Origin of the sequence: Thalassospira sp. UBA4513, from assembly GCF_002388495.1 — a bacterium.
Classification (GTDB): domain Bacteria; phylum Pseudomonadota; class Alphaproteobacteria; order Rhodospirillales; family Thalassospiraceae; genus Thalassospira; species Thalassospira tepidiphila.
Map to the genome: position 1 here is coordinate 44,657 of NZ_DGMR01000039.1, position 26,233 is coordinate 70,889.

Annotated in this window: 23 protein-coding genes and 1 riboswitch; of the genes, 5 read left to right on the forward strand and 18 right to left on the reverse strand. The window is 55.7% G+C overall.

Features of this window, described 5'->3' with window-relative positions:
• Positions 1-142: 142 nt before the first annotated feature.
• From B2T33_RS17175 to iadA, 12 genes are all read right to left on the reverse strand, one after another.
• Entirely contained in the window at positions 143-673 is a 531-nt protein-coding gene (locus B2T33_RS17175; RefSeq protein ID WP_197146240.1) for an acyl-CoA thioesterase, read from the reverse strand.
• A gap of 55 nt (positions 674-728) precedes the next feature.
• Complete coding sequence (locus B2T33_RS17180) at positions 729-2,513, reverse strand: acyl-CoA dehydrogenase C-terminal domain-containing protein (RefSeq protein WP_286792716.1); 1,785 nt, start codon at positions 2,511-2,513, stop codon at positions 729-731.
• A gap of 22 nt (positions 2,514-2,535) precedes the next feature.
• Positions 2,536-4,860, reverse strand: coding sequence for a 3-hydroxyacyl-CoA dehydrogenase/enoyl-CoA hydratase family protein (locus B2T33_RS17185; protein WP_197146238.1), 2,325 nt, complete (start codon positions 4,858-4,860; stop codon positions 2,536-2,538).
• Entirely contained in the window at positions 4,860-5,996 is a 1,137-nt protein-coding gene (locus B2T33_RS17190; RefSeq protein ID WP_197146237.1) for a thiolase family protein, read from the reverse strand. Before B2T33_RS17190 ends, B2T33_RS17185 begins: the two co-directional genes overlap by 1 nt.
• A gap of 45 nt (positions 5,997-6,041) precedes the next feature.
• Positions 6,042-6,446 (reverse strand): MerR family transcriptional regulator, encoded by a 405-nt coding sequence (locus B2T33_RS17195; protein ID WP_063086508.1) that lies wholly within the window; start codon positions 6,444-6,446, stop codon positions 6,042-6,044.
• A 104-nt stretch (positions 6,447-6,550) separates the two neighbouring features.
• Complete coding sequence (locus B2T33_RS17200; protein WP_064780456.1) at positions 6,551-8,242, reverse strand: long-chain-fatty-acid--CoA ligase; 1,692 nt, start codon at positions 8,240-8,242, stop codon at positions 6,551-6,553.
• A 96-nt stretch (positions 8,243-8,338) separates the two neighbouring features.
• Complete coding sequence (locus B2T33_RS17205; protein ID WP_063086512.1) at positions 8,339-9,649, reverse strand: OmpP1/FadL family transporter; 1,311 nt, start codon at positions 9,647-9,649, stop codon at positions 8,339-8,341.
• A gap of 54 nt (positions 9,650-9,703) precedes the next feature.
• Positions 9,704-10,372 carry a DUF6134 family protein gene (locus B2T33_RS17210; RefSeq protein ID WP_197146236.1) on the reverse strand — a complete coding sequence of 223 codons (669 nt, stop codon included), beginning with the start codon at positions 10,370-10,372 and terminating at the stop codon, positions 9,704-9,706.
• A 33-nt stretch (positions 10,373-10,405) separates the two neighbouring features.
• Entirely contained in the window at positions 10,406-10,702 is a 297-nt protein-coding gene (locus B2T33_RS17215; RefSeq protein WP_063086516.1) for an SCP2 sterol-binding domain-containing protein, read from the reverse strand.
• 234 nt (positions 10,703-10,936) lie between these two features.
• On the reverse strand, positions 10,937-11,524 hold the full coding sequence (locus tag B2T33_RS17220; RefSeq protein WP_197146235.1) for an RT0821/Lpp0805 family surface protein: 588 nt from the start codon (positions 11,522-11,524) through the stop codon (positions 10,937-10,939).
• A complete protein-coding gene (locus tag B2T33_RS17225; RefSeq protein WP_008888617.1) occupies positions 11,521-11,754 on the reverse strand; it encodes a hypothetical protein in 234 nt (77 codons plus the stop codon). The genes B2T33_RS17220 and B2T33_RS17225 overlap by 4 nt, the downstream gene beginning before the upstream one ends.
• A 202-nt stretch (positions 11,755-11,956) precedes the next feature.
• Positions 11,957-13,126 (reverse strand): beta-aspartyl-peptidase, encoded by a 1,170-nt coding sequence (gene iadA / locus B2T33_RS17230; protein WP_197146234.1) that lies wholly within the window; start codon positions 13,124-13,126, stop codon positions 11,957-11,959.
• Positions 13,127-13,285: 159 nt separating this feature from the next.
• Here iadA and B2T33_RS17235 point away from each other — a divergent pair, with 159 nt between their 5' ends.
• Positions 13,286-13,918, forward strand: a complete 633-nt coding sequence (locus B2T33_RS17235) for a LysE family translocator (RefSeq protein WP_197146233.1) — start codon at positions 13,286-13,288, stop codon at positions 13,916-13,918.
• A 75-nt stretch (positions 13,919-13,993) separates the two neighbouring features.
• Positions 13,994-15,250 carry a CynX/NimT family MFS transporter gene (locus B2T33_RS17240; protein WP_197146232.1) on the forward strand — a complete coding sequence of 419 codons (1,257 nt, stop codon included), beginning with the start codon at positions 13,994-13,996 and terminating at the stop codon, positions 15,248-15,250.
• 32 nt (positions 15,251-15,282) lie between these two features.
• On the opposite strand, the gene gcvA is transcribed toward B2T33_RS17240, so the two are convergent.
• A complete protein-coding gene (gene gcvA / locus B2T33_RS17245; protein ID WP_120223983.1) occupies positions 15,283-16,215 on the reverse strand; it encodes a transcriptional regulator GcvA in 933 nt (310 codons plus the stop codon).
• 279 nt (positions 16,216-16,494) lie between these two features.
• Here gcvA and B2T33_RS17250 point away from each other — a divergent pair, with 279 nt between their 5' ends.
• The 3 genes from B2T33_RS17250 to B2T33_RS17260 are packed head-to-tail and all read left to right on the forward strand — an operon-like array spanning position 16,495 to position 20,590.
• Positions 16,495-17,682, forward strand: a complete 1,188-nt coding sequence (locus B2T33_RS17250; RefSeq protein WP_197146231.1) for an NAD(P)/FAD-dependent oxidoreductase — start codon at positions 16,495-16,497, stop codon at positions 17,680-17,682.
• 31 nt (positions 17,683-17,713) lie between these two features.
• Entirely contained in the window at positions 17,714-19,030 is a 1,317-nt protein-coding gene (locus B2T33_RS17255; RefSeq protein WP_286792717.1) for an aspartate aminotransferase family protein, read from the forward strand.
• A gap of 60 nt (positions 19,031-19,090) precedes the next feature.
• Entirely contained in the window at positions 19,091-20,590 is a 1,500-nt protein-coding gene (locus B2T33_RS17260) for an aldehyde dehydrogenase family protein (RefSeq protein WP_197146229.1), read from the forward strand.
• A 133-nt stretch (positions 20,591-20,723) separates the two neighbouring features.
• Here the strand turns inward: B2T33_RS17260 and B2T33_RS17265 are convergent, their stop codons facing one another.
• The 5 genes from B2T33_RS17265 to B2T33_RS17285 all read right to left on the reverse strand — a co-directional run bounded on the left by B2T33_RS17265 (position 20,724) and on the right by B2T33_RS17285 (position 26,221).
• Entirely contained in the window at positions 20,724-21,329 is a 606-nt protein-coding gene (locus B2T33_RS17265) for a superoxide dismutase (protein WP_008888603.1), read from the reverse strand.
• 296 nt (positions 21,330-21,625) lie between these two features.
• Positions 21,626-21,931 (reverse strand): hypothetical protein, encoded by a 306-nt coding sequence (locus tag B2T33_RS17270; protein WP_064780124.1) that lies wholly within the window; start codon positions 21,929-21,931, stop codon positions 21,626-21,628.
• A 179-nt stretch (positions 21,932-22,110) separates the two neighbouring features.
• Positions 22,111-22,758 carry a thiamine phosphate synthase gene (thiE, locus tag B2T33_RS17275; protein WP_197146228.1) on the reverse strand — a complete coding sequence of 216 codons (648 nt, stop codon included), beginning with the start codon at positions 22,756-22,758 and terminating at the stop codon, positions 22,111-22,113.
• On the reverse strand, positions 22,755-23,564 hold the full coding sequence (thiM, locus tag B2T33_RS17280; protein WP_197146227.1) for a hydroxyethylthiazole kinase: 810 nt from the start codon (positions 23,562-23,564) through the stop codon (positions 22,755-22,757). Before thiM ends, thiE begins: the two co-directional genes overlap by 4 nt.
• Before the next feature lie 70 nt (positions 23,565-23,634).
• A riboswitch (TPP riboswitch) is annotated at positions 23,635-23,741 on the reverse strand.
• A gap of 116 nt (positions 23,742-23,857) precedes the next feature.
• Positions 23,858-26,221 carry a Tex family protein gene (locus B2T33_RS17285; protein WP_197146226.1) on the reverse strand — a complete coding sequence of 788 codons (2,364 nt, stop codon included), beginning with the start codon at positions 26,219-26,221 and terminating at the stop codon, positions 23,858-23,860.
• Between the last annotated feature and the right edge of the window lie 12 nt (positions 26,222-26,233).

Here is a 26,233-nt window from a genome sequence, read left to right on the forward strand (position 1 = left end):
TTCATGCGATCCGGGCGGTTCAGCGTAATCGTTGCGACCGCATCAGTGATGTTGAGCAATACGGCGTCATCGGATGCCATGATGTTTCCTCCTGCGCGGTGTTTTTCCGCAATTCTCCCGGTTTTCCGGTTGTTCGTGTGTGTTAAATCGCCAGTCGCGCTTCAATCGCGGTTTCCATATCGGGCCACCCAGAAAGCCAGTCGGGCATGGATGGCGACGTCTCATCTGCGCCGACCATCCGACAGACTTCCTCAGGCGCAACAATGCCATCCGGGCCGACGAAAACCGCCTTTACCACGCCAAGGGCCAGCGTCTTTCCTTTGGCCACAAAGCGTTGCTCAAGATAGAAGCCCTTTTCATCCCAATACAAAGCCTGCGTTTCGAGTGCGAATTTCTGAAACGGTTTGATCGCGCGTTTGAACCGCATGGTCGATCCGGACACCACCGGCTGCCATTTGCGTTTCAGCATCTGCTTGGCAATGCCATTGCGCATGATCAGTTCGGTTCGGCCCAGATCCATCAGCGCGAAATAGCGTGAATTGGTCATGTGCACATTGATATCAATATCCAGCGGCCATGCCCGGAAATGCAGGGTCGATGGATCAAGCGGGTGCAGGCGGGGCCGCAACAAGGACAGGATCACCACACGGATCAGTCGGAAAATCAGGTTCACGACAAGGCTCCGTATCCGGGTGACAGGTCTTTATGCATGCGGCCCACAGCCATGATCAGAACAGCTCCTCGTCAAGCGCCATCATGGTCGAAGACCCCGACATGATCTGGCTGAACAGGGCACCTGATTGCGGAAGAACACGTTCCATATAGAACTTGGCCGTGATCAGCTTGCCCTTGTAGAAACCGTCTTCGTCATCACCCTGTTTGGCGAGTGCGATTTCCGCCATCCGGGCCCACATGAAGCCGACGGCAACCAGACCAAACAGATGCAGGAATTCGGTGGCGGCGGCCCCGGCTTCATCGGGGTTTTTCATGCCCCGCTGAGCAAGTTCGCCGGTCGCCTGTTGCAGGCGCATGAAGGCCTTCGCCAGCGGCTGAACAAACTCACCAAGCTCGCCGTTCGAGACATTGGCATCGATATATTCCTTCACAGGATGGAAGAAACGACGCAGGTAACGACCGGCTTTGCTCGGCATTTTGCGCCCGACAAGGTCAAGCGCCTGAATGCCGTTGGTGCCTTCGTAAATCTGGGCAATACGGGCATCACGAACATACTGCTCCATGCCCCATTCGCGGATATAGCCATGCCCGCCAAAGACCTGAACACCAAGGTTGGTGTTATCAAAGCCCCAGTCAGTGAACAGCGCCTTGACGATCGGGGTCATCAGTTGAACGAACTCGTCGGCCTCTTCGCGTTTGACCGGATCTTCGTGGTGTTTGGCGGTATCAAGTGCGCGTGCCACCCACATGCCCATCGCCCGGCAGCCTTCGTTGGTCGCCTTGGCAGTCAGTAACATGCGGCGCACATCGGGATGCACGATGATGGAATCGGCGGGTTGGTTGGGGGATTTCGCACCGGTCAGGGCGCGGCCCTGCAGGCGATCCTTGGCATAGGCCCGCGCACCCTGATAGGCCGCTTCGCCAAGGCCAAGACCCTGAATGCCAACCGAAAGGCGTTCCTGGTTCATCATGGTGAACATGGCGGGCATGCCCTGATGGGGTTCACCCACCAGATAACCGACCGCGCCATCAAAGTTCATGACACAGGTCGATGATGCCTTGATGCCCATCTTGTGTTCGATGGAACCGCATTTGACCGCGTTGCGATCCGCAAGTGATCCGTCATCACTGACCATGAATTTTGGCACAAGGAACAGTGAAATGCCCTTGGTGCCGCTTGGGGCGTCAGGCAGTTTGGCCAGAACCAGGTGGATGATGTTTTCCGTCAGGTCATGTTCCCCGGCCGAGATAAAGATCTTGGTACCGGAAATCGCATAGGACCCGTCGTCAAGGGGTTCGGCCTTGGTCTTGATGATGCCAAGATCGGTACCGCAATGCGGTTCGGTCAGGCACATGGTCCCTGACCAGGTGCCTTCGACCATCTTGGGCAGGAATTTGTCCTTGAGTTCGTCCGATGCGTGGCTGTGAAGGGCGGCATAGGCGCCAAAGGACAGGCCCGGATACATGCCAAAGGAAAGGTTGGTCGAACAAATCATTTCCTCGACCAGGGCATTGATGGATTTCGGCGCGCCCTGACCGCCATATTTCGGGTCACAGGCAATCCCGGTCCAGCCACCTTCGGCAAAGGTCTGGTAGGCTTCCTTGAAACCTTTGGGGGTTGTGACAACCCCGTCATCCCAAGCGCAGCCTTCCTCGTCGCCCGACCGGTTGATCGGGAACAGGACTTCTTCGCAGACTTTGGCAGCTTCTTCGAGAACCGCATCGACCACATCGGGGGTAAAATCCTCGCAACCGGGCATCTGATTGATATCGTTGAAATCAAACAGCTCGGTCAGGACGAAGCGCATGTCGCGCAGGGGTGCTTTATATTCAGCCATTTTACTTTTCCTCCCGGACCGGTCAGTTGCGCAGCGGCTTGCCGGTCAGCAGCATATGCTCAACCCGGGCCATGGTGCCTTCATTGCGGACCAGACGCATGAAGCCTTCGCGTTCCAGTTCAAGAATATCGTCTTCGGAAAGTTCCTCGGTCACGTCGGTATCGCCACCGGCCAGAACCTTTGCCAATTCACCGGCGACCACGCGGTCATAATCTGTGGCCTTGCCAAGGCGATGGAAACCATCGACCGCCATTTCAAAGGCAACCCGGGCCGCTTCGCCCGGCAGTCGATAGGTAAATTCTTCGGGTGCTTCGTAACCATCGACCATCGAAAGCGCGCGTTCCTTGGCATCGGCCAGCAAACGGTTGCGGTTCATGGTGATGCCGTCAGTTTCGCGGAAGAACAGGTTTTCCTTGGCCTCCATCGCCGATTTGGCGACGGTCGCGACCGAGATGATCTCAAACGCCTTGGCACTTGGGGCCATCGGGCCTTTGACAAACTTCGGATTTTCCGCCCAGCGACGGATCATTTCCTTACATCCGCCCCAGGCCGGAATCAGACCCACACCGGGTTCAACCAGCCCGATATAGGTTTCCCCGTGCGCCTGAACCGCATCACAATGCAGCAGAACTTCACAGCCGCCACCAAGGGCAAGGCCACTTGGGGCACCGACGACCGGGAACGGCGAGTATTTAAGCGCCTTGTAGGTTTCCTGACCGGTTTCAACGAGGTTTTCGATCTCGGACCATGCCGCGATATTGGCGGCAAACAGCGCCAGTCCAAGGTTTGCCCCGGCTGAGAAGTTGCTTGCTTCGTTATAGATGACCATCGCCTTGAACTGCTTTTTGACAGTCCGGATGGATGTCTTGATCGCACCAAGCACATCGGCATCAAGCGCATTCATCTTGGTATGGAATTCAAGGCAGGCAACGCCATCACCGATATCCCAAAGCGATGCGGCGCGGTTGCCGGCAATCCGTTCGGATATGCGTTTGATATCTTCAAGCAGGATGACGCCATCCGGGCGGGTGACCTTGGCATATTCGCCATCAAAGCCAAGGTAATAAAGATCACCGTCTTCGACCTTGTAGAACGACTTGCCTGCGGCCTTTTTCAGCAATGCCGGGACTTCAACGCCGTCTTCTTCGAGCATCGAAATCAGGACATCGACGCCAATGGCATCAATCAGCTCAAACGGCCCGGTTTTCCAAGCATAACCCAGCTTCATCGCATCATCGACATCGACAATGGAATTCGAAGCCGCCTCGGCAATAAAGGCCGCATAGGCCAGTGTCTTGCCCATGACAGCGCGGCCATATTGGCCACCCTTGTCAGACGCTTCCATCATCTTGCGCGGATCTTTGCCTGCGGCCCGGACACTGCCCAAACGGGCCTTTTCGGATTTGGCAAATTTACCAGTTTGCAGATCCACCGATTCCTTAACTTTCTGGCCGCCATCACGGTTCAGGCGATAGAAACCACCCTTGCCCTTGCGTCCGGTATAGCCATCGGCAATCAGTTTGCTGACCAGATCGCTTTCGCGGTAGATCGCGTGGAACGGATCGGATTTGTCCAGAAGACCAGCCATGCTTGATTGCACATGGGGCATCAGATCAAGACCCACCAGATCCATCAGGCCAAATACCCCCGTTTTGGGAATACCGAACGGCCGGCCAATGACGCTGTCGGCTTCTTCGACAGTCAGTTTGCGGTCCATGGCCTCAACCATGGCGGCCTGAATCCAGTAGACACCCAGACGGTTGGCGATAAAGCCCGGTTCGTCATGACAGGTGACACAGGTCTTGCCCAGTTTGCGATCAGCAAAATCGGCAACCCCATCAATCACACCATCGCGGGTAACACCCGATCCAACCAGCTCCAGCAGGCGCATATAGCGTGGCGGGTTGAAGAAGTGGGTAATGATGAAGTCCTGTGCGAAGCTTTCGTCCATCCCGTCAATCAGGGTGGCGAGCGGAATGGTCGATGTGTTTGATGACACCACCGATCCCTTGGCACGGACCGCATCAATCTTGCGATACAGATCCTGCTTGATATCAAGGCGTTCAATAACGGCCTCGATCACCCAGTCACATTTGGCGATTTTATCAAGGTCATCCTCGATATTGCCACACGTGATCAACTTGGCGACCCGTTTGGACATGAACGGTGCCGGGTCGGTTTTCAGCATCTTGGCAACCGCACCCTCGGCAACCGAATTACGGTTTTTCGCACCTTCGGGCACAATATCAAGCAGCAGGACGGGTGTCCCGGAGTTGGCGATATGGGCCGCGATCGCAGCCCCCATAACACCGGCGCCAATAACGGCGACCTGTTTAATGGTGGTCATTACATCGCCTCCAGAATGGTCGCGATCCCCTGACCCCCGCCAATGCACTGGGATGCTAGCGCATATTTGCCGCCATCACGTTTGAGGATGCTTGCGGCCTTGCCAACGATACGCGCACCTGTCGCGCCAAGCGGGTGACCAATCGCCAACGCGCCACCATCGATATTGACCTTGGTACCATCCAGACCCAGATCGGAAATGCTTGCCATGGCCTGGGACGAGAAGGCCTCGTTAAGTTCGGTGACATCAATATCGGCCGAGGTCAGGCCTGCCCGCGAAAGCGCCTTTTTCGAAGCGCCAATCGGGCCAATGCCCATGATTTCCGGGAGACAGCCATCAACTGCAACCGACTTGATACGTGCAATCGGTGTCAGGCCGTTTTTGGCGGCATAGTCTTCGGAACAGACCAGAACAGCCGACGCACCATCGGTCAGCGGGGAAGAGGTCCCCGCAGTAACAACACCGTCTGCCTTGAAGGCGGGTTTGAGGTCGGCCAGGCCTTCGGCAGTTGTTTCTGCGCGGATGCAGCCATCTTCGGAAACAACACCATCCTTGGTCTGGATCGGAATGATTTCATCGGTGAACTTGCCAGCGGCTTGTGCGCTTGCGGCGCGTTTGTGGCTTTCAACTGCAAAGGCTTCCTGATCGGCACGGGTCAGGCTGTATTTGGCAGCAACATTTTCGGCCGTATCGCCCATGCCCATATAGGCTTCGGGCATGACTTTATAAAGTTCTGGGTTGGGCAGGGGGTTAAAGCCCATCATCGGAACCCGGGTCATGCTTTCGACGCCGGCACAGATAAAGACATCACCAGCCCCGATCGCAATTGCACCAGCCGCCTGATGGATCGACTGCATCGAAGAACCGCAGAAACGGTTGACCGTCACGCCACCAACAGAACGCGGCAGACCGGCGATAAAGGTGATCAGGCGGGCAACGTTCAAGCCCTGTTCGCCTTCCGGGAAGGCACAACCAAGGATCAGGTCCTCGATCGCGTTGGGATCAATGCCGGTCTTTTCGACCAGACCTTTGACGACCTGTGCCGCAAGGTCGTCAGCGCGGACCTTTGCGAGAGCCCCTTTGCGGGCCGGGGTAAAGGGCGACCGGACATATCCGGCAATTACGGCGTTGGTCATGGCTATGTCTTCCTTCCTGAGCTGTCCTCTGATCCGGGCAACTTGTTACGATACCGGATCGAGTCCCTTTTCTTTAAGTGCATCAACCGATTGCTGTTCGATATCACGCAGTTCATCCAAAGTGACGTCCAGTGCCTGACGCTGTTCTTCCAGGTCAGTAATCCGTTCCCGAACGCGTTCCAGCAGCATTTTGATCTGCTCTGCCTGGGTTGGGTCTGCGCCGTAAAGATCAAGGTAGTCCGCGATCTCTCTTAAGCTGAAGCCCAGTCGCTTGCCCCGTAAAATGAGGAGCAGTTTGGCGCGATCTTGTCGGGTATAGACCCGGGTGGTGCCGGCACGCTGCGGGTTCAAAAGCCCCTTTTGCTCGTAAAACCGGATGGTGCGCGGCGTGATGCCAAGATCGTCGGCCAGTTCGGGAACGGTATAAAACCGTTCGTCAATTTTTGTCATTGTTCGCCCCTTATGGTATCTATTTTTCAGTATACGTCAATTAGTTTACGTTAACGTCACTTAAGTTTTTTCAGTGTGTGTATGGTGACGCCAACGCATTGTAACTAAACCGTATTTCCTTCTCTCTTTTGTCGTTCTTCTTCGACCAGCTCCTTTTTCGACAGCTTGCCGACCATGGTTTTGGGAAGTTCTTCGCGAATTTCGATTTCGCGCGGCATTTCGATTCTTGAAATCTTGTCATCAAGAAATGCCCGCAGATCTTCGGCGGTCACATCGGTGACACCGTCTTTCAGGCGAACAAACGCCTTTGGCGCCTGACCACGATATTGATCGGGGATCCCGATGCAGGTGACCTCGGCAACCTTGTCATGCAGATAAAGTGCCTCTTCGATGGCACGCGGATAAACGTTGTAACCACTGCACAGGATGACATCCTTAAGACGATCAACCAGGAAGGTGTAGCCATCCTCATCCTGATAACCGACATCACCGGTCCGCAACCAACCATCGACAAATGTCTCGTTGGTGGCCGTTTCGTTTTGCCAGTAGCAAGGCATGACTTGCGGGCCACGAATACAGACCTCACCCTTTTCGCCAAGCGCTACGACCGTATCCGGCCGATCAAGAGACCTGATTTCGATCTTGGTTCCGGGCAACGGCCGCCCGATCGAGCCTTCCTTGTTCTCACCCTTAAGCGGGTTGCAAGTACAGACCGGGCTGGCCTCTGACAGGCCATATCCCTCAACCACCTTGGAGCCGGTAATCTCTTCGAACCGGTGTTTGACTTCAACCGGCAGCGGCGCACCGCCCGAAATGCAGCAACGGATGTGTGACAGGTCGTATTTGAGTGTTTCCGGCGAATTGTTGATCGCCGTATAGATCGTCGGAACACCCGGGAAGATGGTGGCCTTTTTCTTGTCCAGCGCCTTGATCAGGGAACCTAACTCAAAGCGGGGCTGCAACACCATTTCCGCACCAAGGTTGACCGATGTGTTGAGCGCCACGGTCATCGCAAAAACATGGAAGAATGGCAAAACGCACAGGGTCACTTCGTGGCCCGGTTTGGCGTCTGGCATCCAGCGGGTTAGCTGATCAACGTTTGCACTCAGATTGGCATGGGTCAGCATCGCACCCTTCGGGCGCCCGGTCGTGCCGCCGGTATATTGCAGAACCGCCAGATCGTTCACGTCGATATCCAGCACGCGATCAATCGGTTTGCATCCGATGACGCGGGAATAGGGGATGTGACGCAGATCTGTTGGCACATCGGCCAGTTCGCTGCGCTTGAACAGCGAAAACAGAACGCTTTTAACCGGCGGCAAGATGCCGCTCATTTCGCAGACCACGATCCGCTTGAGGCAGGTTTCATCAAGGCATGCCGCGACCTTTGGATAGATCTGTTTGAGGTTCAGCGTCACCATCAGGCGACAGCCTGAATCTTCGATCTGATAGGCGATCTCGCGCTTGGCATAGAGCGGATTGAAATTCACAACCACACCGCCACATTTCAGGATCGCGTAATAGCAAACCACGTAATAGGGCGTATTGGGCAGGCACAGCCCGACCTTGTCACCCTTGCGCACGCCAAGCTGTTTGAAGCCTTCGGCAGCACGGTCGATTTGCTCGGAAATTGTCTTGTAATCATAGACCCTACCGAGGAAATCCAGACACGGGCGCAACGGAAACCGTGCCGCCGCTTTGTCGAAAATCTCATGGACCGGGCAGGTTCTTACCGGCGAGCTGATATCAACGCCATCGCGCAGGATCGGGGATTCTTGGACGTTTACTTTGTTCACTTGCGTTAACTCCATTACGTTAACGTCACTTTGCGGGCAAAAAAAGGGAGCCCGATGCGGTGCGCCATAGCACCTCGCATCGGACAGTATAGCAAATCAGAACTTGAAATTCGCCTGCAACGCGATGATGTCGACTTTGGCTTCGTAGTCGGCAGCATAATTACCAACGAGCGAAGACGCGTGATCTACGCGTGCTTCATCAGCAAAGATATGAGTATAACCCAGTGTCACATCAGCCCAATCAGCAGCCTTGTATGTTGCGCCAAATGAGACCCAGTATCGATCTGAATCCGGCAAGCGCACATTGCGGTTACGGGTTTGGATCGGGGTCTCATCATAGGCCACGCCACCGGTAAACGACCATTTTTCGTCATACTGGTAACGTGCACCGAGGGCACCAAACCACGACGTTCCCCACTGATAATTTTCAGTTGTACTACCAGTGGCAGTCGAGGCGGAGTTAATCAGGCCGCTGTAGTTAAAGACTAGATCGCCAACTGAGTTCCAGTTGGTCCATTGCACGTCACCCATGACAGTCCACTTATCAGACAGGTCGTGAGAAATACCGAAAGCAATAGACTCCGGCGTGGTGATCTTGGCATTTGCATCTCGGTCCGTGTAGGGCGTGGCCAAGTTTTTTGCGGCATTGTCGAAGGTGATATCGCCTTTGAGTTTATGTTCAACCTCGGAGATATAAGAAAGACCAACACGGGTGGTTTTCGTGACTTCCCAGTTCATCCCGGCTGTCCAGCCGTAGCCGATGTCGTCGCCTTCAATCGTAGAGTTACCCTCTGCAACGGCGCCACCAAGCGACGGAACGGCTTTACTAAGGGCGGCCTCGAATCTTTGAACCTGCGGTCCCGCACCAATGCTCAGCCCATTGTCGAAACGATAGGCAACAACTGGTTTGATATTTACTGTCTTGATTTTTGATGTCGTACCAAAAAAGCGTCCGGCGAAATCTGAATCGTTGTCGGTCACGAGACCCCAAGGTGCCGTAATCGAAACACCGAGATTGATCTGATCGTTTAGCTTCCAGACAGCATGTGCGTTTGGTACCGCAGCATCCTGTGCCATATCCTTGTAGCCACCGCCGGTTTGTGCGATCACCGTTCGTGCGCCATTGGTTGCAACGGTGTTGGTCGCTTTCGCCACCGGGCGAATGACCGTAATACCTGCGCTATAGCTGGTTTCTTTGTACTGCCCAACTGTGCCTGGGTTGTAGGACATCGTCGATGCGTCGGTTGACAGTGTGGTCATGCCGGCAAAGCTTGAACCCTGAAGGGTGCCGCTGGTTTCACGGACTTGAAAACCGGACGCTTGCGCGGTGCCAACACTAGCGAGTGCGCATAGAAGTGCAGTACCCGAAGCTGCACCCCAAAGGCAGCTCTTCTTGAAGTAGGACATCTGTTTCTCCCTAATCTTTAAACGTTTCAAATCTTTGATTTAAAACGCCCGCTTTTATTGCTGAGGGTTTATCGCATCGACCCTGATAAAATCGATGTCGTAACCCTTCCTTTTAAAACTCGTTTTAAGCAGTTTTCCGTCGGTGCCGTACCAGAGGTGCCGTTCGACATCGCCAGACATTTCGTAATGGACTGCCGGCGTTTCCCGGCTTTCGACCATGACGCTTTCTTCGCCAACCCATTGCGTGTGCACAGTGTAGGGTTCGGCATTGATGACGCTAAAGAGATCGGTTTTACCCGTGACATCCTCATGCCACAGGGTCAGCGGCCAGGCCGCATCACAGGCGTCGCGTTTCCCGACACCTTTGCCCGCCAGCGCATAACAATCTTCGTCATAGCTGGCCTGCCAGGTGTAGTGTGTGCCGTCATCATTGGTGGTGGTTTCGACCGAGACCAGCTTTCCGTCCTGCCATTGTTCGGTGCGCTGATGGTCGTAATGGAACTTCAAAAACAAAACCCGCACATCGGTCAGGGTTTTGACCGTGACGGTTTGACCGGTTGCTGTTGGTGTAATTTCGACGGTTTCATAACCGATCGGCTCCCCGTCCTTGAGGACGCGAAAATTGAGCATTTCCGATCCGGATGCCAGCGACGCGGTGGCATATTGAATCGTAAAGCCGGCAATCAGGGCCGATATGCTGCCTTTTGCGATGCGATTACGCATGTTTCCCTCGTCAAACAGACCATACCAACAAAGCTAGTCGAGCATTGATGACAGCTTTGCTGCCACACCCATTGAGCCCTTGATCTTCAGTTTGCCCATGGTAAAGGCAAGCATCGGGTCAAGCTTTCCGGCGATCAGCTTTTCGAGGTTGGCTTTCTTGATCTTGAGAATGCAATCGGCATCGGACAGATCATCATCACTGATTTCCGGCTCATCGCCGGTAGCATCAATCACGATGTGTCCATCATCGCCACAGTCGAAGGCGACGACAGCATTCAGACCGCGCAGTTGCGGCAGTTTTTCTTTTACGGTTTCGAGGATGTCATCCACGAAGGCCTCCCTCAGTCAGCAGGTATTTTGTTTTGATTATGACAGGACTGTAACCCAAAGTGACGTTAACGTAAAACAAATAACGGATGCGAGAGTATAGCCACCTATAAGACATTGAATTGAAATAATTTAAGATGCGCTGCGTATCAGATAACGCACAAAAAAAGCCCGGCAGTGCCGGGCCTTTTGCGGGGCATGGCCCCAGATTGAAATATGCTTGGCGCGTTTTGGTTCTCAGGACACGATCTGCCAGGAACCATCAGCCTGGCGGCATGCCGTACCGTATGTTTTCCGCAGTTCTCCACCAATACGGGCTGTTGCGCTATATTCGCGGCAATAGCGTCCGTCGGCGTTCTGCCAACTGTTGGTCGGAACAACATTATAGCTGCGGCCCGAATCGGGGTTCTGCCACCGGACGGCCTGCCCATCAGGGGCGCGCTGCAAGGCATAGCCGGTACAAGCCAGATCACCCTGATCAAGGCTCTGGCCAATCGAGTAGCCACTGAGCATGCCAAGAATGGCACCACCAATCATGGCCGCATCCCGGCCTCTTCCCTTGCCGATGGTTGAACCAAGAACCGCGCCTGTGCCACCACCAATGATGGCGCCAACCACATCACGGTTACAGCGCAGGAAACCACCGTCGGAGACAAAAAGCTCGTTACCGTGGCGGCTATAATTGCGTTTGTGCCCTTTGTGCTGCTTGGCACGATAGCCATGGGCAGGTGCCCATGACGGCGGGTCGGCCTTAACCGGCGCAGGTGCCGCGAAAGGCAGGGTTAGGCCAAATGCAGCGACCAGAAGAATGATCCGTTTCATCATTTCCGGGCCTTCTCATTCTCGTGCATGATATAGCCCGCACCGGTACCCACCGCGCCGCCAATTACCGCGCCACAGGTAACACAGCCACCGGTGATCACGGTGCCAACAGCACCCACACCGGCACCAATCGCGCCGCCACTCAGCATTTTTTGGTCTCGGTCATTCAATCCGCTACAAGCCGAAAGCCCCAATGCGCTTGCAACGGCCAAAATCATGGCTGTCTGTCGCATCTCTCGTGTCCTTTCCAAGGTTTTTGGGCACAGGTCATTCGTGGACCTGTGTCTGATCGCAAAGCTTGCCGGGGAAATAGGCACGAGGTTTGGCTGTATTGGGGGCTCTTTGGGGCAGATATGACGATAAAAAGGCACCAAATCCGCAAATTATTGGTTTCTGGTGCCTTTTTACCTGCCGCATTCCGGTCCAAAGACCAGATTAATCTTCGAAAGTGCCGCGGAGCAGTCGTTCCTTGCCAATCATGGCCGGTTTTCCGCGGGCAATGACGCTATCGGGGGTTAAAGCATCATCGAAAACCAGGATATCGGCATCATAACCGACTTTGAGCTGCCCTTTGCGTGCCACAAGGCCCAGCATGCGTGCCGGATTGATCGTAATCGGGGCCAAGGCGGTCGGGATATCAAGCTTTTCAACTTCGACCAGATCGGCAAATTCGCGCGGTACGGTCTCAAAGCCAGCCACTGAAAGCCCGATCATATTGCCATCAGTATCAAAATCCGGCAGTGACCCGTTGCCATCCGATGTCATTGAAATGCGGTCTAGCGGAACGCCATCGGCCAGGCATTCGGCAATGCTGGTCGATGTTTTGGTGGCCTCCTTGGGATCGGGTTCGGCATCAATCCCGGTGGTGAAATCGATATTGCCGCCACGCTTTGCCCAGAGCTTGGCCGCATCAAGCAAGGCGCGCTTGCGGTTGACGTGGGTCGGGATGAACTGGCCGATCGGGATTTCGGTCTGCTCGATCACAGCAATCAGGGGATCAAAGTGCCCGTCACCATCGCCCAGATGCACGACAACCGATCCGGCCTTGCCCGATGTCATGCCGCCAATGCGCGATTGGGATGCGATGCGGGCCAGCTCCTCAACCGTGCTTTGGCTGCTGCGGTGATCTGAAATCGCCGTTTTCAAACCGATACAGGCATCCAGAAACGTCACGTCATCCCCGATGTTGCCGGTCAGGGTTGGTGACGGTACGCGATAACCACCTGTGAAGAACCATGCAGAGATACCTTCGGTTCGAAGCGCCTTGGTCTTGGCATACAGCGATGCGATGTGCCGTGTTGCGGCGTCTGTGCCCAACAATCCACAAACGGATGTAATGCCAGCTTCGATCAGTTTGCCGACCGCAACTTCTGGCGTACGCGTGGCAAATCCGCCTTCGCCACCGCCCCCGATCAGATGGACATGTCCGTCGATAAAGCCTGGTACGGTCATCTTGCCGCCAAGGTCGATGGTCTTGATTTCGGCCGGAACAGAAACCACCAGATCCGGGGCAATGGCGACGATTTTCTCGTCACAGATCAGGATATCATTGATGCCAAGCGGCGTCGGGGCGAAGACGTTGGCATTCTTGAGCAACAGAAACATGTTTTAAAACCGTATTTTACGAAATGCTGTGTTCAGGTGGCGGGTTGGCGCGGATGCGCATCATAGCGACAGTTCATTTCCGTTGAAACGGTTCTGGCAAGCAGATAGCTTTCGATAAAACCAAGCGGGAATAAACCTGCGTCACCCAAAGGAAACGTTATGAGCTTCGCCGCCTGGTTGTCGGTTGCAACCATCTGTGTACTTGGCGCAATGACACCGGGTCCAAGTCTGGCCGTTGTATTGCGCTATTCCGTTGGTCATTCCCGCCAGGCCGGATTTGCCTGCGCCTTGGCGCATGCACTGGGTATCGGCTTTTATGCTGTGATCACCATGACCGGACTTGGCATTCTGTTTCAGACGGTACCGGTCTTTCACAATGCGGTCAGTATCCTGGGTGCGCTTTATCTGATCTGGCTTGCAATCAAGGCGTGGCGCGGTTCCAAGGCGGGTGCGAAGTTTGATGTCGATAGTGCAGGCAAGGTATCAGGATCGATCCTGCAGGCCGCCCGCGACGGGTTCATGATTGCGTTTCTCAATCCCAAGATCGCCCTGTTTTTCCTGGCCCTTTTCAGCCAGTTTGTTTCGCCCGAGTTTGAATGGGGCGGCAAGTTCCTTCTGGCGTTCACCGCCGCTGTAATCGACGGGGCGTGGTATTGCCTTGTCGCCGTTGGATTGTCGCACGGGGCGGTGTTGCCATGGTTGCGCGATCACGCTGCCTGGATTGAGCGGATCATTGCCATCCTGTTTGTGCTGGTTGCGCTCCGGGTATTGTGGGGTGTTGTTGCGGTCTGAAAGCCCGATTTTTGAATTTATGCTCACCTAAATTTCTGTCCGCGCCACCATCGCGACACAACATGGATCATCCAGATGACTGACAAGACGGCCCCACACACCAATCCTTCCGAGAAGACAACGCCGGGAAAGAATGCGGCATCTAATGCCGGGCGTGGCTTCCATCATTTGGGGGCGCATATCGGATTTTTGCTGGCGATCTTGCTTTTGGCGGCGAACATGCGCGGCAGCATTGTCGGTTTGGGGCCGTTGGCGGAAATCATTGGTACAGATCTGTCGCTTTCAGGGACCCAGCTTGGTTTGTTGACAACGCTGCCAGTGCTGAGCTTTGGCGTGCTTTCAATGTTTGCACCGCGTCTGGGGCAGAAATTCGGTCTCGAAGCGACCCTTCTGACGATGTTGCTGTTCATCGCCATCGGGCAGGGGCTTCGCGCCAGCGGGGCCTATGACATCATGGTGGTCGGGACCATCATTTTGGGGGCGGCAATTGCGGTTCTGAATGTTTTGACCCCATCACTGGTACGGCGCAGTTTTCCGACCCATGTGGCATTGGTGACTGCCCTTTACACCTTTACCATGTCCAGTGGCGCGACGACTGCGGCATTTGTTTCGATCCCGATCCGAAATGCGGCGGACGGCGATTGGCGCTGGTCGCTTGGTGTTTGGGCGGTGTTTGCCGCGATTGCCTTTGTCTGCTGGCTGCCGATGTTGCGTTATCGCCATGTCGGAGCGGCGCCGACACCGGTTGCGCACATTTCGCTTTGGAAAAACGTCGAAGCCTGGTGGCTGGCGCTGTTCTTTGGTTGTCAGTCGCTGATGTTCTATACCGGCACGGCCTGGGTCGCCAAAGTGTTCATTGATCACGGCATTTCCGAGGCCGAAGCCGCGACCCTTCTGACCCTGTTTAACGTATTTGGCATTCCGGCCGCCTTTGGTGCGCCGCTGATTTATTCGAGGATTGCCAACAAGAAACTGGCGATGCTGGTGCTGCATATTCCGTTGATCATCGCCATTCCGGGCTTCGTCTTTGCCACCACCGAATTGCCGTATGTCTGGGCAGTATGCATGGGGCTTGGACAAGGCAGCATGATCAGTATTGCCCTGACCCTTGTCGGCATGCGCGGAGCAGATCCGCAAACGTCGGCACGACTGTCGGGCATGGCGCAATCGGTGGGCTATCTGTTTGCGGCCATTGGGCCAGTTTTGTTCGGGGCCTTGCATGACCTTCTGGGCGACTGGCAAGTGGCACTCTACTTCCTGTTTGTTGTTGTGGCGGTGCAACTTTGTGCAGCGATGCGTGCAGGATCGTCCGCAAAGATTGGCGCGGACTAGGTCGCCAACCGTTTAACTAAATTCGGTAAGGGTCAGGCAGCGGTGCCCGACGGGATGGCACGGTCATCCTGTTCGGTGCGACAGGTCGCAATCAGCCAGTCGCGAAATGCGCGGACTGCAAAGTTGTTTTCCTTTTCCTTGGGATAAACCACGTAATAGGCGTGCTGGTTGGGGATCGATACATCAAAGGGTGCGACCAGACGCCCGTTTTCAAGCTCTTCACGTACCAGAAATTCCGGCAGAAGTGCCAGCCCAAGGCCTGCGACAGCGGCCTGAATGACCATGTGGAAATGCTCAAACCGGGGACCAGCCAGTTCATCGACCACGGCAACGCCGGTGGCCGCCAGCCAGTCCTGCCAGGCACGCGGGCGGGTGGAATGCTGCAACAAAGTACAGTTGCGCACGCGTTCGCGGGCAATCGGCAGATCGTCATTTTCCTTAAGCAGCTTGGGCGCACAGACTGCAATCAAGGTTTCCCCCATCAAACGGTGCGTCACGCAGCCCGGCAGGTTGTCTTCACCAAAGTGAATGGCAATATCAATACCTTCGCGGTCGAAATTAAATTCCCGCGTCTGGGTAATGAGATTGAGCTGAATGTCCGGCCAGGTTGCCTTGAAATCACCAAGGCGCGGCACAAGCCAGCGCGCGCCAAAAGTTGGTAGCGTCCCGACATTAAGCATCCCGCCCGCATCGGAATAAGCCATGACCTGAAGTGTGGCGGCCTCTGCCCGATCCAGAAGGTCACGGACCTGTGCGGCATAGGCTTCACCGGCCGCGGTCAGTTTCAGGCGTTTCTTCACGCGGCGAAAAAGATCTCGTCCGAGATATTCCTCAAGCGCACGGATCTGACGGCTGATTGCGCTTTGCGTGACATTCAGTTCCTCTGCCGCGCGGGTGAAAGACAGATGACGGGCCGAACTTTCAAAGAATTGCAGGGCAGTAAGGGATGGCAGGACGCGACGCATGGCAAAACCAGTTCATAACAAAACGGAATGATATGGTGCGAATATATCGTTTGTTTGCTTTGCAGCCAAGGCGTACGGTTTTAAACGGTTCAAAGCCCCCTCGCGCCACCCCAAGAAGCGTTTGGGCTGAAAGCCAACCGCGCTGGAATGCTGTTACTTTGGAATGTTTTGGAAGGAAGGCTCCCCCTTCATTCGGGTAACGGTTTCCAGCGCACCACCGCAAAATGCCGGTTCATCAATGGCCGGAAAGTAACAATTTGCATCGGGTAGAAGGCAAGAATGGGTTCTGTTGACGAAAATTATGATGTGATCATCGTCGGTGGTGCGGTTATCGGCAGTTCCATCGCATGGCATTTGACGGGCCGTGATGATTTCAAGGGCCGGGTTCTGGTGATCGAGAAAGACTCGACCTACGAGTTCTGCTCGACCGCACTTTCGGCGGCGTCGATCCGCCAGCAATTCTCGACCCCGATCAATATTGAAATGTCGGCCTATGGCATTCAGTTCCTGCGTAATCTGAACCGCGACCTTGATCCCGACGTCGACATTGCCCTGCATGAAAAGGGCTATCTCATTCTGGCCACCGATCAGGGGCGCGATATCCTGCGTCAGAACCATGCGACGCAAACCGAATTTGGCGGCGACATCATCTGGATGGAGCCCGATGACTTGGCCCAGAAATACCCATGGATGAATACATCCGATCTGGCGGCTGGTTGCTGGGGACGCACGGGCGAAGGCTGGTTTGATGCCTATTGCCTGATGCAGTCGTTTCGCAAACAGGCCCGCCGTCGTGGTGCCGATTACATTGACGGCGAAGTGGTCGAGGTCCTGCGTAATGGTGATCAGGTCACCGGTGTGGTTCTAAAGGACGGTCGTCGGTTCGGCTGTGGCCAGCTTGTCAATGCGGCGGGCACCGGCGGATCAAAGGTCGCCCGGATGGCCGGCCTTGAAATTCCGGTCGAGCCACGCAAACGCTGCATCTTTGTATTCAACTGCCGGGACGCGGAAGACATCAGCGCATCCTGCCCGATGCTGATTGATCCAAGCGGCCTTTATGTCCGTCCGGAAGGCGAGTTCTTTATTACCGGTATCGCACCGCCCAAGGATCGCGACCCGGAATGCTGGGATTTCGACGTCGATCATAGCCTGTTTGACGACATCATCTGGCCGGGCCTGTATGAGCGGTGTGAACGGTTTGAGGCGATCAAGGTCGTCAATGCCTGGGCGGGTCATTATTCCTATAACCTGCTCGATCAGAACGCGATTTTGGGCCGTCACACGGATGTTAAAAACTTCATCTTTGCCAACGGGTTCTCGGGCCATGGCCTGCAACAAAGCCCGGCGGTCGGTCGTGGCATTGCCGAACTGATCGCGACAAACGGCTATGAAACCCTTGATCTGTCGGTGTTTGGCTATGAGCGCATTCGCGATAATGCGCCGGTGCTTGAACTGAACGTCATTTAAATCATCAATAAAAAGGTCGGAGCAGCCCCACATGCCCCGTGACGAAAACACCAAACCAGCCCAGGACAGCACGCAGATGCGTGAGCGCGCAATTGCGTCGGTATCGGCCGGGGTGCGCAATGTGCATCCGGTCTATCTTGATCGCGCACTCAATGCCGAGGCATGGGACGTCGAAGGCAAACGCTATATCGATTTCATTGGCGGGATCGGTGTTTTGAATGTCGGGCATCGCAACCCGGTGGTGATGGAACGCGTCGCCGCCCAGTGCGAACGATTTACCCACAGCTGTTATAATGCGTTGCCCCACGAGCCCTATGTCGCGGTAACGGAGTGGCTGGCAGCAAATTGCCCGATTGAAGGTCCGGCGAAATCAATGCTGACCAATTCCGGGGCCGAGGCGATGGAAAACGCGCTGAAGCTTGCGCGCGCCTTTACCGGCCGCACCGGGGTGATCGCCTTTGACGGTGGTTTCCATGGCAGGACGCTTGCAACCCTTGCGCTGACGGGCAAAACCAAACCCTATAAAACCGGGCTCGGCCCATTGCCGGGGCCTGTATGGCATCTGCCATATCCTTGCCCCGAAACCGGTGTATCGGTTGATGATGCGATGGCCGCCATCGCCAAGCTGTTTGCTGTTTCCGCCGATCCGGCGTCGGTCGGGGCGGTGGTGATTGAACCTGTTCAGGGCGAAGGCGGTTTTCGTGCCGCGGATGGGGAATTTCTTGTCGCCCTGCGTCGCCTGTGTGATGAAAACGGCTTGGTTCTGATTGCCGATGAAATCCAGTCGGGCTTTGCCCGGACCGGTAAGATGTTTGCCATTGAGCATGCCGGTATTGCGCCCGATATCCTTGTTATGGGCAAAGGCATTGGCGGGGGCTTTCCGTTGGCCGCAATCACCGGTGCCGAGGATGTCATGAATGCGCTGGCGCCGGGCGGGCTTGGCGGCACCTATTCCGGCAATCCTGTAGCCTGTGCCGCGGCAACCGGCGTATTTGAGGTGCTCGAGGCCGACAAGCTGACCGCCCGTGCCAAACAGCTTGGTGAAAAATACGCCACCCATATCGCATGGCTGCGCGATCTGCCCGGCGGGCATGTGATCGGCAACATGCGCGGGATCGGGGCAATGCGTGCCTTTGAATTGATTGCAGATGACGGCAAGCCGTCACCCAAACGTCTGCAATGCTTGTTGCAACTGGCCCGTGATGACGGGCTATTGTTAATGCCAAGTGGTGAGCACGCCAATGTGGTGCGCCTGCTGGCACCTTTGACCATTCCGTTTGATCAGGTTGATGAGGCCTTTGCCATCATCGCCAAACAGCTGCCCAAGGTGGCGGATATCAGGGATTGAACAGAGATCGAATTTGCCGGTGATCCGCGCCGGAAAGTTTAAAACGAAGGGAGTTTTACTGTGAGCTACAAATCCATTCTGACCGAACTTGGTCTGTCCGAAGCAGAGATTGCCAATGGCACCCTCAGTGTCCAGACCCCGGTTGACGGTTCGGAATTCGCAAGTGTCACCGAAACCACCCCGGCCGAGATGACCGATGTTATCGGCAACGCCAAAAAGGCATTTGGCGCATGGCGTCAGGTTCCCGGTCCGCGTCGTGGCGAACTGGTCCGTCTTCTGGGTGAAGAACTGCGCGCAGCCAAGGAACCGCTGGGCCGTCTGGTGTCGCTTGAATGCGGCAAGATCTATCAGGAAGGTCTTGGCGAAGTTCAGGAAATGATCGACATCTGCGACTTCGCAGTCGGTCTGTCGCGCCAGCTTTACGGTCTGACCATCGCGTCCGAACGTCCAGGCCACAAGATGATGGAAAACTGGCATCCGCTGGGTGTTGTTGGCCTGATCACCGCCTTTAACTTCCCGGTTGCGCCGTGGGCATGGAACACAGCGCTTGCACTGGCTTGCGGCAATGCCGTGATCTGGAAACCGTCGGAAAAAACGCCGGTCACTGCCCTTGCCTGCCAGAAGATCCTCGAAAAGGCGATTGCCAAATTCGGTGATGCACCGGCCAACCTGCATCAGGTCGTTGTGGGTGATCGCGCCATCGGTGAAATCATGACCGACAGCCGTGACGTCGCGCTGATTTCAGCCACCGGTTCTACCCGCATGGGCCGCGAAGTTGCCCCGCGTGTTGCGCAGCGCTTTGGCCGCACCATTCTTGAGCTTGGCGGCAACAACGCCATGATCGTCACCCCGTCGGCCGATCTGGACATGACCGTGCGTGCGGTTGTGTTCTCCGCTGTTGGCACCTGTGGTCAGCGTTGCACGTCGCTTCGTCGCCTGATCGTTCACAAGGACGTCAAGGATCAGCTGCTGCCGAAAATCATTGCGGCTTACAAGTCTGTGAAAATTGGCGATCCGCTGGCCGATGGTGTTCTGGTTGGTCCGCTGATCGACGAAGAAGCCTTTACCAACATGCAGGCCGCCCTTGCCAATGCCAAGAAAGACGGCGGCACTGTGCATGGCGGAGAACGTACCCTGGAACCGGAATACCCGAATGCGTTCTATGTTACCCCGTCAGTGGTTGAAATGCCGGGCCAGACCGAGACCGTGAAGCACGAGACCTTCGCACCGATCCTGTACGTCATGACCTACGAGACCCTTGAAGAAGCCATCGCGCTTCAGAATGACGTCCCGCAGGGTCTGTCATCGTGCATCTTCTCGACCGATCTGCGCGAAACCGAACTGTTCCTGTCCTCGGTTGGGTCCGATTGCGGTATTGCCAACGTCAATATCGGTCCGTCCGGTGCGGAAATCGGTGGTGCCTTCGGTGGTGAAAAAGAAACCGGTGGCGGTCGAGAATCCGGTTCGGATGCATGGAAAGGCTACATGCGCCGCGCAACCAACACCATCAACTATTCCCGCGAGCTGCCGCTCGCTCAGGGCATCAAATTCGACATCTGATCACGCGTCTGATCGGTTTCGATCCAAACCCCGCCGGCTCGCTGGCGGGGTTTTTCTTTGTTTGTGTTGCGCGCACAAAAAAGCGGCCCCCGAAGGAGCCGCTTTTGTAATTAAGTCTCAAAGCGTCGGCTGATTAGCCAGCTTTGGAGAAACGCTCTGCAACATATTCCCAGTTAACCAGGCTGTCGAGGAAGGCTTTGACATAGTCCGGACGCGCGTTGCGGTAATCGATGTAGTAGGAGTGTTCCCAAACATCACAACCGAGCAGCGGGGTCTGACCGTGAACAAGCGGGTTTTCCGCGTTCGGGGTCTTGGTGACAACCAGTTTACCGGACTTGTCCATCGCAAGCCAGCACCAGCCAGAACCGAACTGGGTTACGCCAGCCTGAATGAAGGCTTCTTTGAAGGCATCGACAGAGCCGAAATCTTCAACGATTTTCTTTTCGAGTTCACCCGGGATGGCGCCGCCGCCATTGCCCTTCATCATCTGCCAGAACTCAATGTGGTTCCAGTGCTGAGCAGCGTTGTTGAACAGGCCTGCTTTGGAAGCGTCGCCGTAAGATGCAACAACAACTTCTTCAAGCGACTTGCCTTCAAGGCCCGAACCTTCGAGCAGCTTGTTGCCGTTCACAACATAGGCGTTGTGATGTTTGTCATGGTGAAACTCAAGGGTTTCAGCGGACATGACCGGCGCAAGCGCGTCATATGCATACGGAAGTGCTGGGAGTTCAAATGCCATGATACAGTTCCTCGACTTTCATTATTAATCTGTGCGGTAACGCAACATATCCCTTTTTGCGCCGTCGATAAAAGTGAAAATCCCGTGCAACATCTTGGAAACCTTTGTTGCCGGGCCGACTGGCGCATCCGGGTCGTTACCCGTGCTACTTTATCTAGCACGCACGAGCGTTTATGCAACGCATCGCCACATTACCTTTGAATGGTTCGATATATGATGAACATTCAGGCCATCAAAACGTTCCCGGATTTTCCGGAAAAATTTGAACGGTTTGGGTCGTGGGGCAGGCGGGATGCCTACTCTTTGTAGAGTCCTACCATCTTCTGGCTTTCGTCGCCATTTGTCAGTGTGACATCGTAGTCCCCGCGTTTAAGCGACGAGATGTCAATCTTGCACGGGAACCGGACGCAATCACGCCTGATGGCGATGGTGCCATCCGGGTGGCGCAGCGTCACTTCACCGCGAACCATTTCGGAATGGATAGTAACGCTGTCGGTGGTCGGTTTGGGTGCGACCTTGATTGCAGCCAGCCCGGCTGTCGTGATCGTCATAAGCCCAATCAGGGCAATGGCAACCGGCTTACTACGCAGAGATCTCAGCATGGCTTCCTCGCGCGGTTGTTCTTGGTTGATGTCTGATAACTTGCGCTACGAAGCCGAAAAATTAACGGCGCAAATGGGGCATTTCCGTGCCGGTCATTGTTGTTTGGGCGCAACAGCCATGCGTTTTGCGCCCTATAACAGCCCTGATCATTGCAGATCGGAACCGCGAAAGCCCAAGGTTACTGCGACAGATAAGCCCGCGCTGATTTGAGTTTTTGGGCGATATATGCGGTGGCCTGTTTTGGATCGGGCTGACCACAAATCGCCGAGACAACGGCAATACCGTTCGCACCGCTTTCAAGTGCCGGCAAGGCGTGTTCACCCTTAAGCCCGCCAATCGCAACCGATGGCAATCCGACCATCCGCACCAGCTTTTCAAGCCCGTCAAATCCGATTGCCGGTTTATGGTCGGGCTTGGTCGCGGTGGCAAATATCGGGCCGATGCCGACATAATCGACAATCGTGCGGTCCACCTTTTGCGCGACATCTTCGCTTTCAATCGACAGGCCGATGATCTTGTCCGGGCCAAGGCGGTCGCGGGCAATCTGCGAAGGCAGATCATCCTGACCGACATGCAGGCCATGTGCGCCAATGGCAATGGCGGCATCAATGTCGTCATTCACGATCAGTGGCACGTTTGTGCCTTCCATCGCCTTCATCAATTCCCGACCAACGCGAATGAGGCCCTCGGTCCCGGCCTTTTTATCGCGCAGCTGAATGAGGGTGGCACCGCCTGCAATCGCGGCCATCGTGGTTTCCACCATCGAATGGTCGCGACACAGATCGGGATCAAGCACGAGATAAAGCGACAGATCAAACGACTTCATAGAACATTGATCCGAAGGTTCTTGGCATAAGTCGTGGCATCAAGGCGATGCAGGCCATCGATAAAGGCTGTCATGAAGGATGCCGGGCCGTTTGCCGTATTGGCGGCGATTTCGCCCGCCACGGCAAAATTGCCAAGGGCGGCAACGGTGGCTTCAAACGCCTGATCCGGTGCAACCGCAAGATAGCCGCCAACAAGCGCCGTCAGCGAACAGCCTGTGGCGGTGACTTTCGGCATCAGGTCCGATCCACCGGCAATGCGCACGGATCGTTTGCCATCGGTGACAAAATCAACCTCGCCTGTAACGGCAACAATGGCACCTTGTGCGATGGCAAGGCCGCGTGCGGCCTCTTCGGCCTGTTCGACCGGATCGCCGCTATCAACACCCTGACCGGCACTTTGACCGCCACCAAGCGCAATGATTTCCGATGCGTTGCCGCGAATGACGGTGGGTTTGAATTTCAAAAGCGCTGCCACGGCATCGCGGCGATACCCGGTGGCAAAATGCGCCACTGGATCAAGCACCCAAGGTTTGCCCGCAGCATTGGCCGACTTGGCCGCGGCAATCATGCCTTCGACCCAGTTGGGCGAAAGGGTGCCGATATTGACCGTCAGCGCACCGGCAATCGCGGCAAATTCACCGGATTCTTCTGGTGTGTGAACCATCGCTGGTGAGGCGCCAGCGGCCAGTAAAACATTGGCGGCATAGTTCATCGCAACATAGTTGGTGATGCACTGGACCAACGGATTGGTCGCACGCATGCGTTCAAAAAGATCAGTCGCGGTCCGGGAAATTTCGGTCGTCATGTCGAGGCTCCAATGCAGAAACTTTGCGTATGGAGACCCAGTTCGAAGTCGGAATGATGGAGAACGTCGTAATCCGCGTTCGCACCGTCCCTACGCCAGTATGAACTGGATCAGGTTCAAAGGGTCACTGCGCGGCAGTTTCTCAGCCCCCTTGTCGGGGCTCCCCTTGGTGAGTGCTCAACATGGGTTTTAAACTGTCTTCTGTCAATTCATCCGATCGGCATGATTGGGCAAAAGAAAAACGGCGGAATGGTATATGCCATCCCGCCGTTTCGAAGCCTTTTTGCGATAGGTTACTTGCGACGTTCCATCGCGGCCTTGAGTGCGGCAGCCATCGCACCGCCATCGCCGCCAGCGTTACCACCGGCATTGCCACGACCTTGGCCGCCCTGATGGCGCGGGCCTGATGAATGCTGCGGACGGTTGCCGCGCGGTGCATCGCCGTGATTTTCGGCACGCTTTTCACGCGTGGCTTCGTAATCCGGTGCGGATTTCATCGAAAGGCCGATACGTTTGCGCGGTGCGTCGACTTCCATCACGGTAACGGAAACGATTTGACCGGCCTTGACCACCTGACGGGGATCTTCGACGAACTTGTCAGCAAGCTGGGAAATATGAACCAGGCCATCCTGATGCACGCCGATATCAACGAACGCCCCAAAGTTGGTGACGTTGGTGACCGTGCCTTCAAGCTTCATGCCGGTGCGCAGATCCTTGATCTCATTCACACCTTCGGTGAATTTGGCGGTCTTGAATTCCGGGCGCGGGTCACGGCCGGGCTTATCGAGCTCGGCGATGATGTCGCGGATGGTCGGGACACCAAATGTGTCATCGGCGAAATCTTCGGGGCGGAGTGTCTTGATAAAGGCCGAATCGCCGATCAGTTCTGCCAACGGCTTGGCGGCCTTGGCGCTGATTTTTTCGACCAGCGGATAGGCTTCCGGGTGCACGGCCGATGCATCAAGAGGATTGTTGGCACCGCGAATACGCAAGAAGCCCGCGCATTGCTCGAACGCCTTTGGTCCAAGACGCTCGACCTTTTTAAGATCCGCACGGGACTGGAACGCCCCGTTGGAGTCGCGATACCCAACGATATTGCGCGCCAGCGTCTCGGTCAGGCCTGCCACACGGGTCAAAAGCGGGATGGAGGCGGTGTTAAGGTCAACCCCAACACCGTTCACGCAATCCTCAACCACGGCATCAAGCGACCGGGCCAGTTTGGTTTCCGATACATCATGCTGGTACTGTCCGACACCGATGGATTTCGGTTCGATCTTCACCAGTTCTGCCAGCGGGTCTTGCAGGCGGCGCGCAATTGATGCCGCCCCACGGAGCGACACATCAAGATCGGGGAATTCTTCGGCTGCGAACTGCGATGCGGAATAAACAGACGCACCGGCTTCGTTGACGATCACCTTGGTCGCCTTAAGCGCCGGGAAGCGTTTAAGCATCTGACCGGCAAGTTCGTCGGTTTCACGTGAAAACGTCCCGTTGCCAATCGCGATCAGTTCGATCTGATGGCGGGCCGCAAGCGCGGCCATGGTGTTGATCGCGCCTTCGACGTCATTGCGCGGCTGGAAGGGATAAACCGTTGCGGTATCGACCAGCTTTCCGGTGGCATCAACCACCGCGACCTTGACCCCGGTACGTACACCCGGATCAAGACCCATGGTCGCTTTTTGCCCCGCAGGGGCCGCCAGCAACAGGTCTTTCAGGTTGTCGGCAAAGACCTTGATCGCACCTTCCTCGGCGGAGTCACGAAGGGTGCCAAACAGATCAAGCTCAATCGACAAAGACAGTTTGACGCGCCAGGTCCAGCGCACGGTATCCATCAGCCATTTATCCGCTGCCCGTCCCTTGTCGGCAATACCGACATGGGCGGCAATCATCACCTCGGCCCGACCCGGCTGGCTGCGCGGACGGTCTTCGTCTTCTTTGCCAAGGGTCAGTTTAAGCTGAAGGATATCCTCGTTGCGACCCCGGAAAAGGGCCAGCGCACGGTGTGAGGGGCAGGTTTTGATTTTTTCGGAATGCTCGAAATAGTCCGAGAACTTGGCACCTTCTGCCTGTTTGCCCTCGATCACCGATGCGGTGATTTCACCTTCATTCCACAAGTGGTCACGCAGCTTGGCGACAAGGTCGGCATCTTCGGCAAAGCGTTCCATCAGGATCTGGCGCGCACCATCAAGGGCAGCCTTGGTGTCCTCAACGCCTTTTTCGGCATCAACGAATTTGGCGGCTTCGGTTTCCGGATCAAGCGTCGGGTCGTTAAACAGGCTATCGGCCAGCGGCTCCAACCCAGCTTCGCGGGCAATCTGGGCCTTGGTGCGGCGCTTTTTCTTGTAAGGCAGGTAAAGATCTTCAAGGCGAGTCTTGGTGTCTGCCTCGTTGATTGCGGCCTCAAGTTCCGGCGTCAGCTTTTCCTGTTCGCGGATGCTCTCAAGCACGGATGCGCGGCGTTCTTCAAGCTCGGTCAGATAGCGCAGGCGTTCTTCCAGCGTACGAAGTTGGGTGTCATCAAGCCCGCCGGTTTTTTCTTTACGGTAACGGGCGATGAACGGAACGGTGGAGCCTTCATTAAGCATCTCGATGGTGGCAATGACCTGTTCCGGACGGACCGAAAGTTCTTCGGCGATACGCTGGGGAATTGGACGCATGGTTTCTCCTTG

Bases quoted from the DNA above. Each gene is read 5' to 3' on its own strand.
- B2T33_RS17180 (WP_286792716.1), bottom strand. From the start codon at position 2,513: ATGGCTGAATATAAAGCACCCCTGCGCGACATGCGCTTCGTCCTGACC.
- B2T33_RS17185 (WP_197146238.1), bottom strand. From the start codon at position 4,860: ATGACCACCATTAAACAGGTCGCCGTTATTGGCGCCGGTGTTATGGGG.
- B2T33_RS17190 (WP_197146237.1), bottom strand. From the start codon at position 5,996: ATGACCAACGCCGTAATTGCCGGATATGTCCGGTCGCCCTTTACCCCG.
- B2T33_RS17195 (WP_063086508.1), bottom strand. From the start codon at position 6,446: ATGACAAAAATTGACGAACGGTTTTATACCGTTCCCGAACTGGCCGAC.
- B2T33_RS17205 (WP_063086512.1), bottom strand. From the start codon at position 9,649: ATGTCCTACTTCAAGAAGAGCTGCCTTTGGGGTGCAGCTTCGGGTACT.
- B2T33_RS17210 (WP_197146236.1), bottom strand. From the start codon at position 10,372: ATGCGTAATCGCATCGCAAAAGGCAGCATATCGGCCCTGATTGCCGGC.
- B2T33_RS17220 (WP_197146235.1), bottom strand. From the start codon at position 11,524: ATGATGAAACGGATCATTCTTCTGGTCGCTGCATTTGGCCTAACCCTG.
- B2T33_RS17225 (WP_008888617.1), bottom strand. From the start codon at position 11,754: ATGCGACAGACAGCCATGATTTTGGCCGTTGCAAGCGCATTGGGGCTT.
- iadA (WP_197146234.1), bottom strand. From the start codon at position 13,126: ATGTTTCTGTTGCTCAAGAATGCCAACGTCTTCGCCCCGACGCCGCTT.
- B2T33_RS17235 (WP_197146233.1), top strand. From the start codon at position 13,286: ATGAGCTTCGCCGCCTGGTTGTCGGTTGCAACCATCTGTGTACTTGGC.
- B2T33_RS17240 (WP_197146232.1), top strand. From the start codon at position 13,994: ATGACTGACAAGACGGCCCCACACACCAATCCTTCCGAGAAGACAACG.
- gcvA (WP_120223983.1), bottom strand. From the start codon at position 16,215: ATGCGTCGCGTCCTGCCATCCCTTACTGCCCTGCAATTCTTTGAAAGT.
- B2T33_RS17250 (WP_197146231.1), top strand. From the start codon at position 16,495: ATGGGTTCTGTTGACGAAAATTATGATGTGATCATCGTCGGTGGTGCG.
- B2T33_RS17255 (WP_286792717.1), top strand. From the start codon at position 17,714: ATGCCCCGTGACGAAAACACCAAACCAGCCCAGGACAGCACGCAGATG.
- B2T33_RS17265 (WP_008888603.1), bottom strand. From the start codon at position 21,329: ATGGCATTTGAACTCCCAGCACTTCCGTATGCATATGACGCGCTTGCG.
- B2T33_RS17270 (WP_064780124.1), bottom strand. From the start codon at position 21,931: ATGCTGAGATCTCTGCGTAGTAAGCCGGTTGCCATTGCCCTGATTGGG.
- thiE (WP_197146228.1), bottom strand. From the start codon at position 22,758: ATGAAGTCGTTTGATCTGTCGCTTTATCTCGTGCTTGATCCCGATCTG.
- thiM (WP_197146227.1), bottom strand. From the start codon at position 23,564: ATGACGACCGAAATTTCCCGGACCGCGACTGATCTTTTTGAACGCATG.
- B2T33_RS17285 (WP_197146226.1), bottom strand. From the start codon at position 26,221: ATGCGTCCAATTCCCCAGCGTATCGCCGAAGAACTTTCGGTCCGTCCG.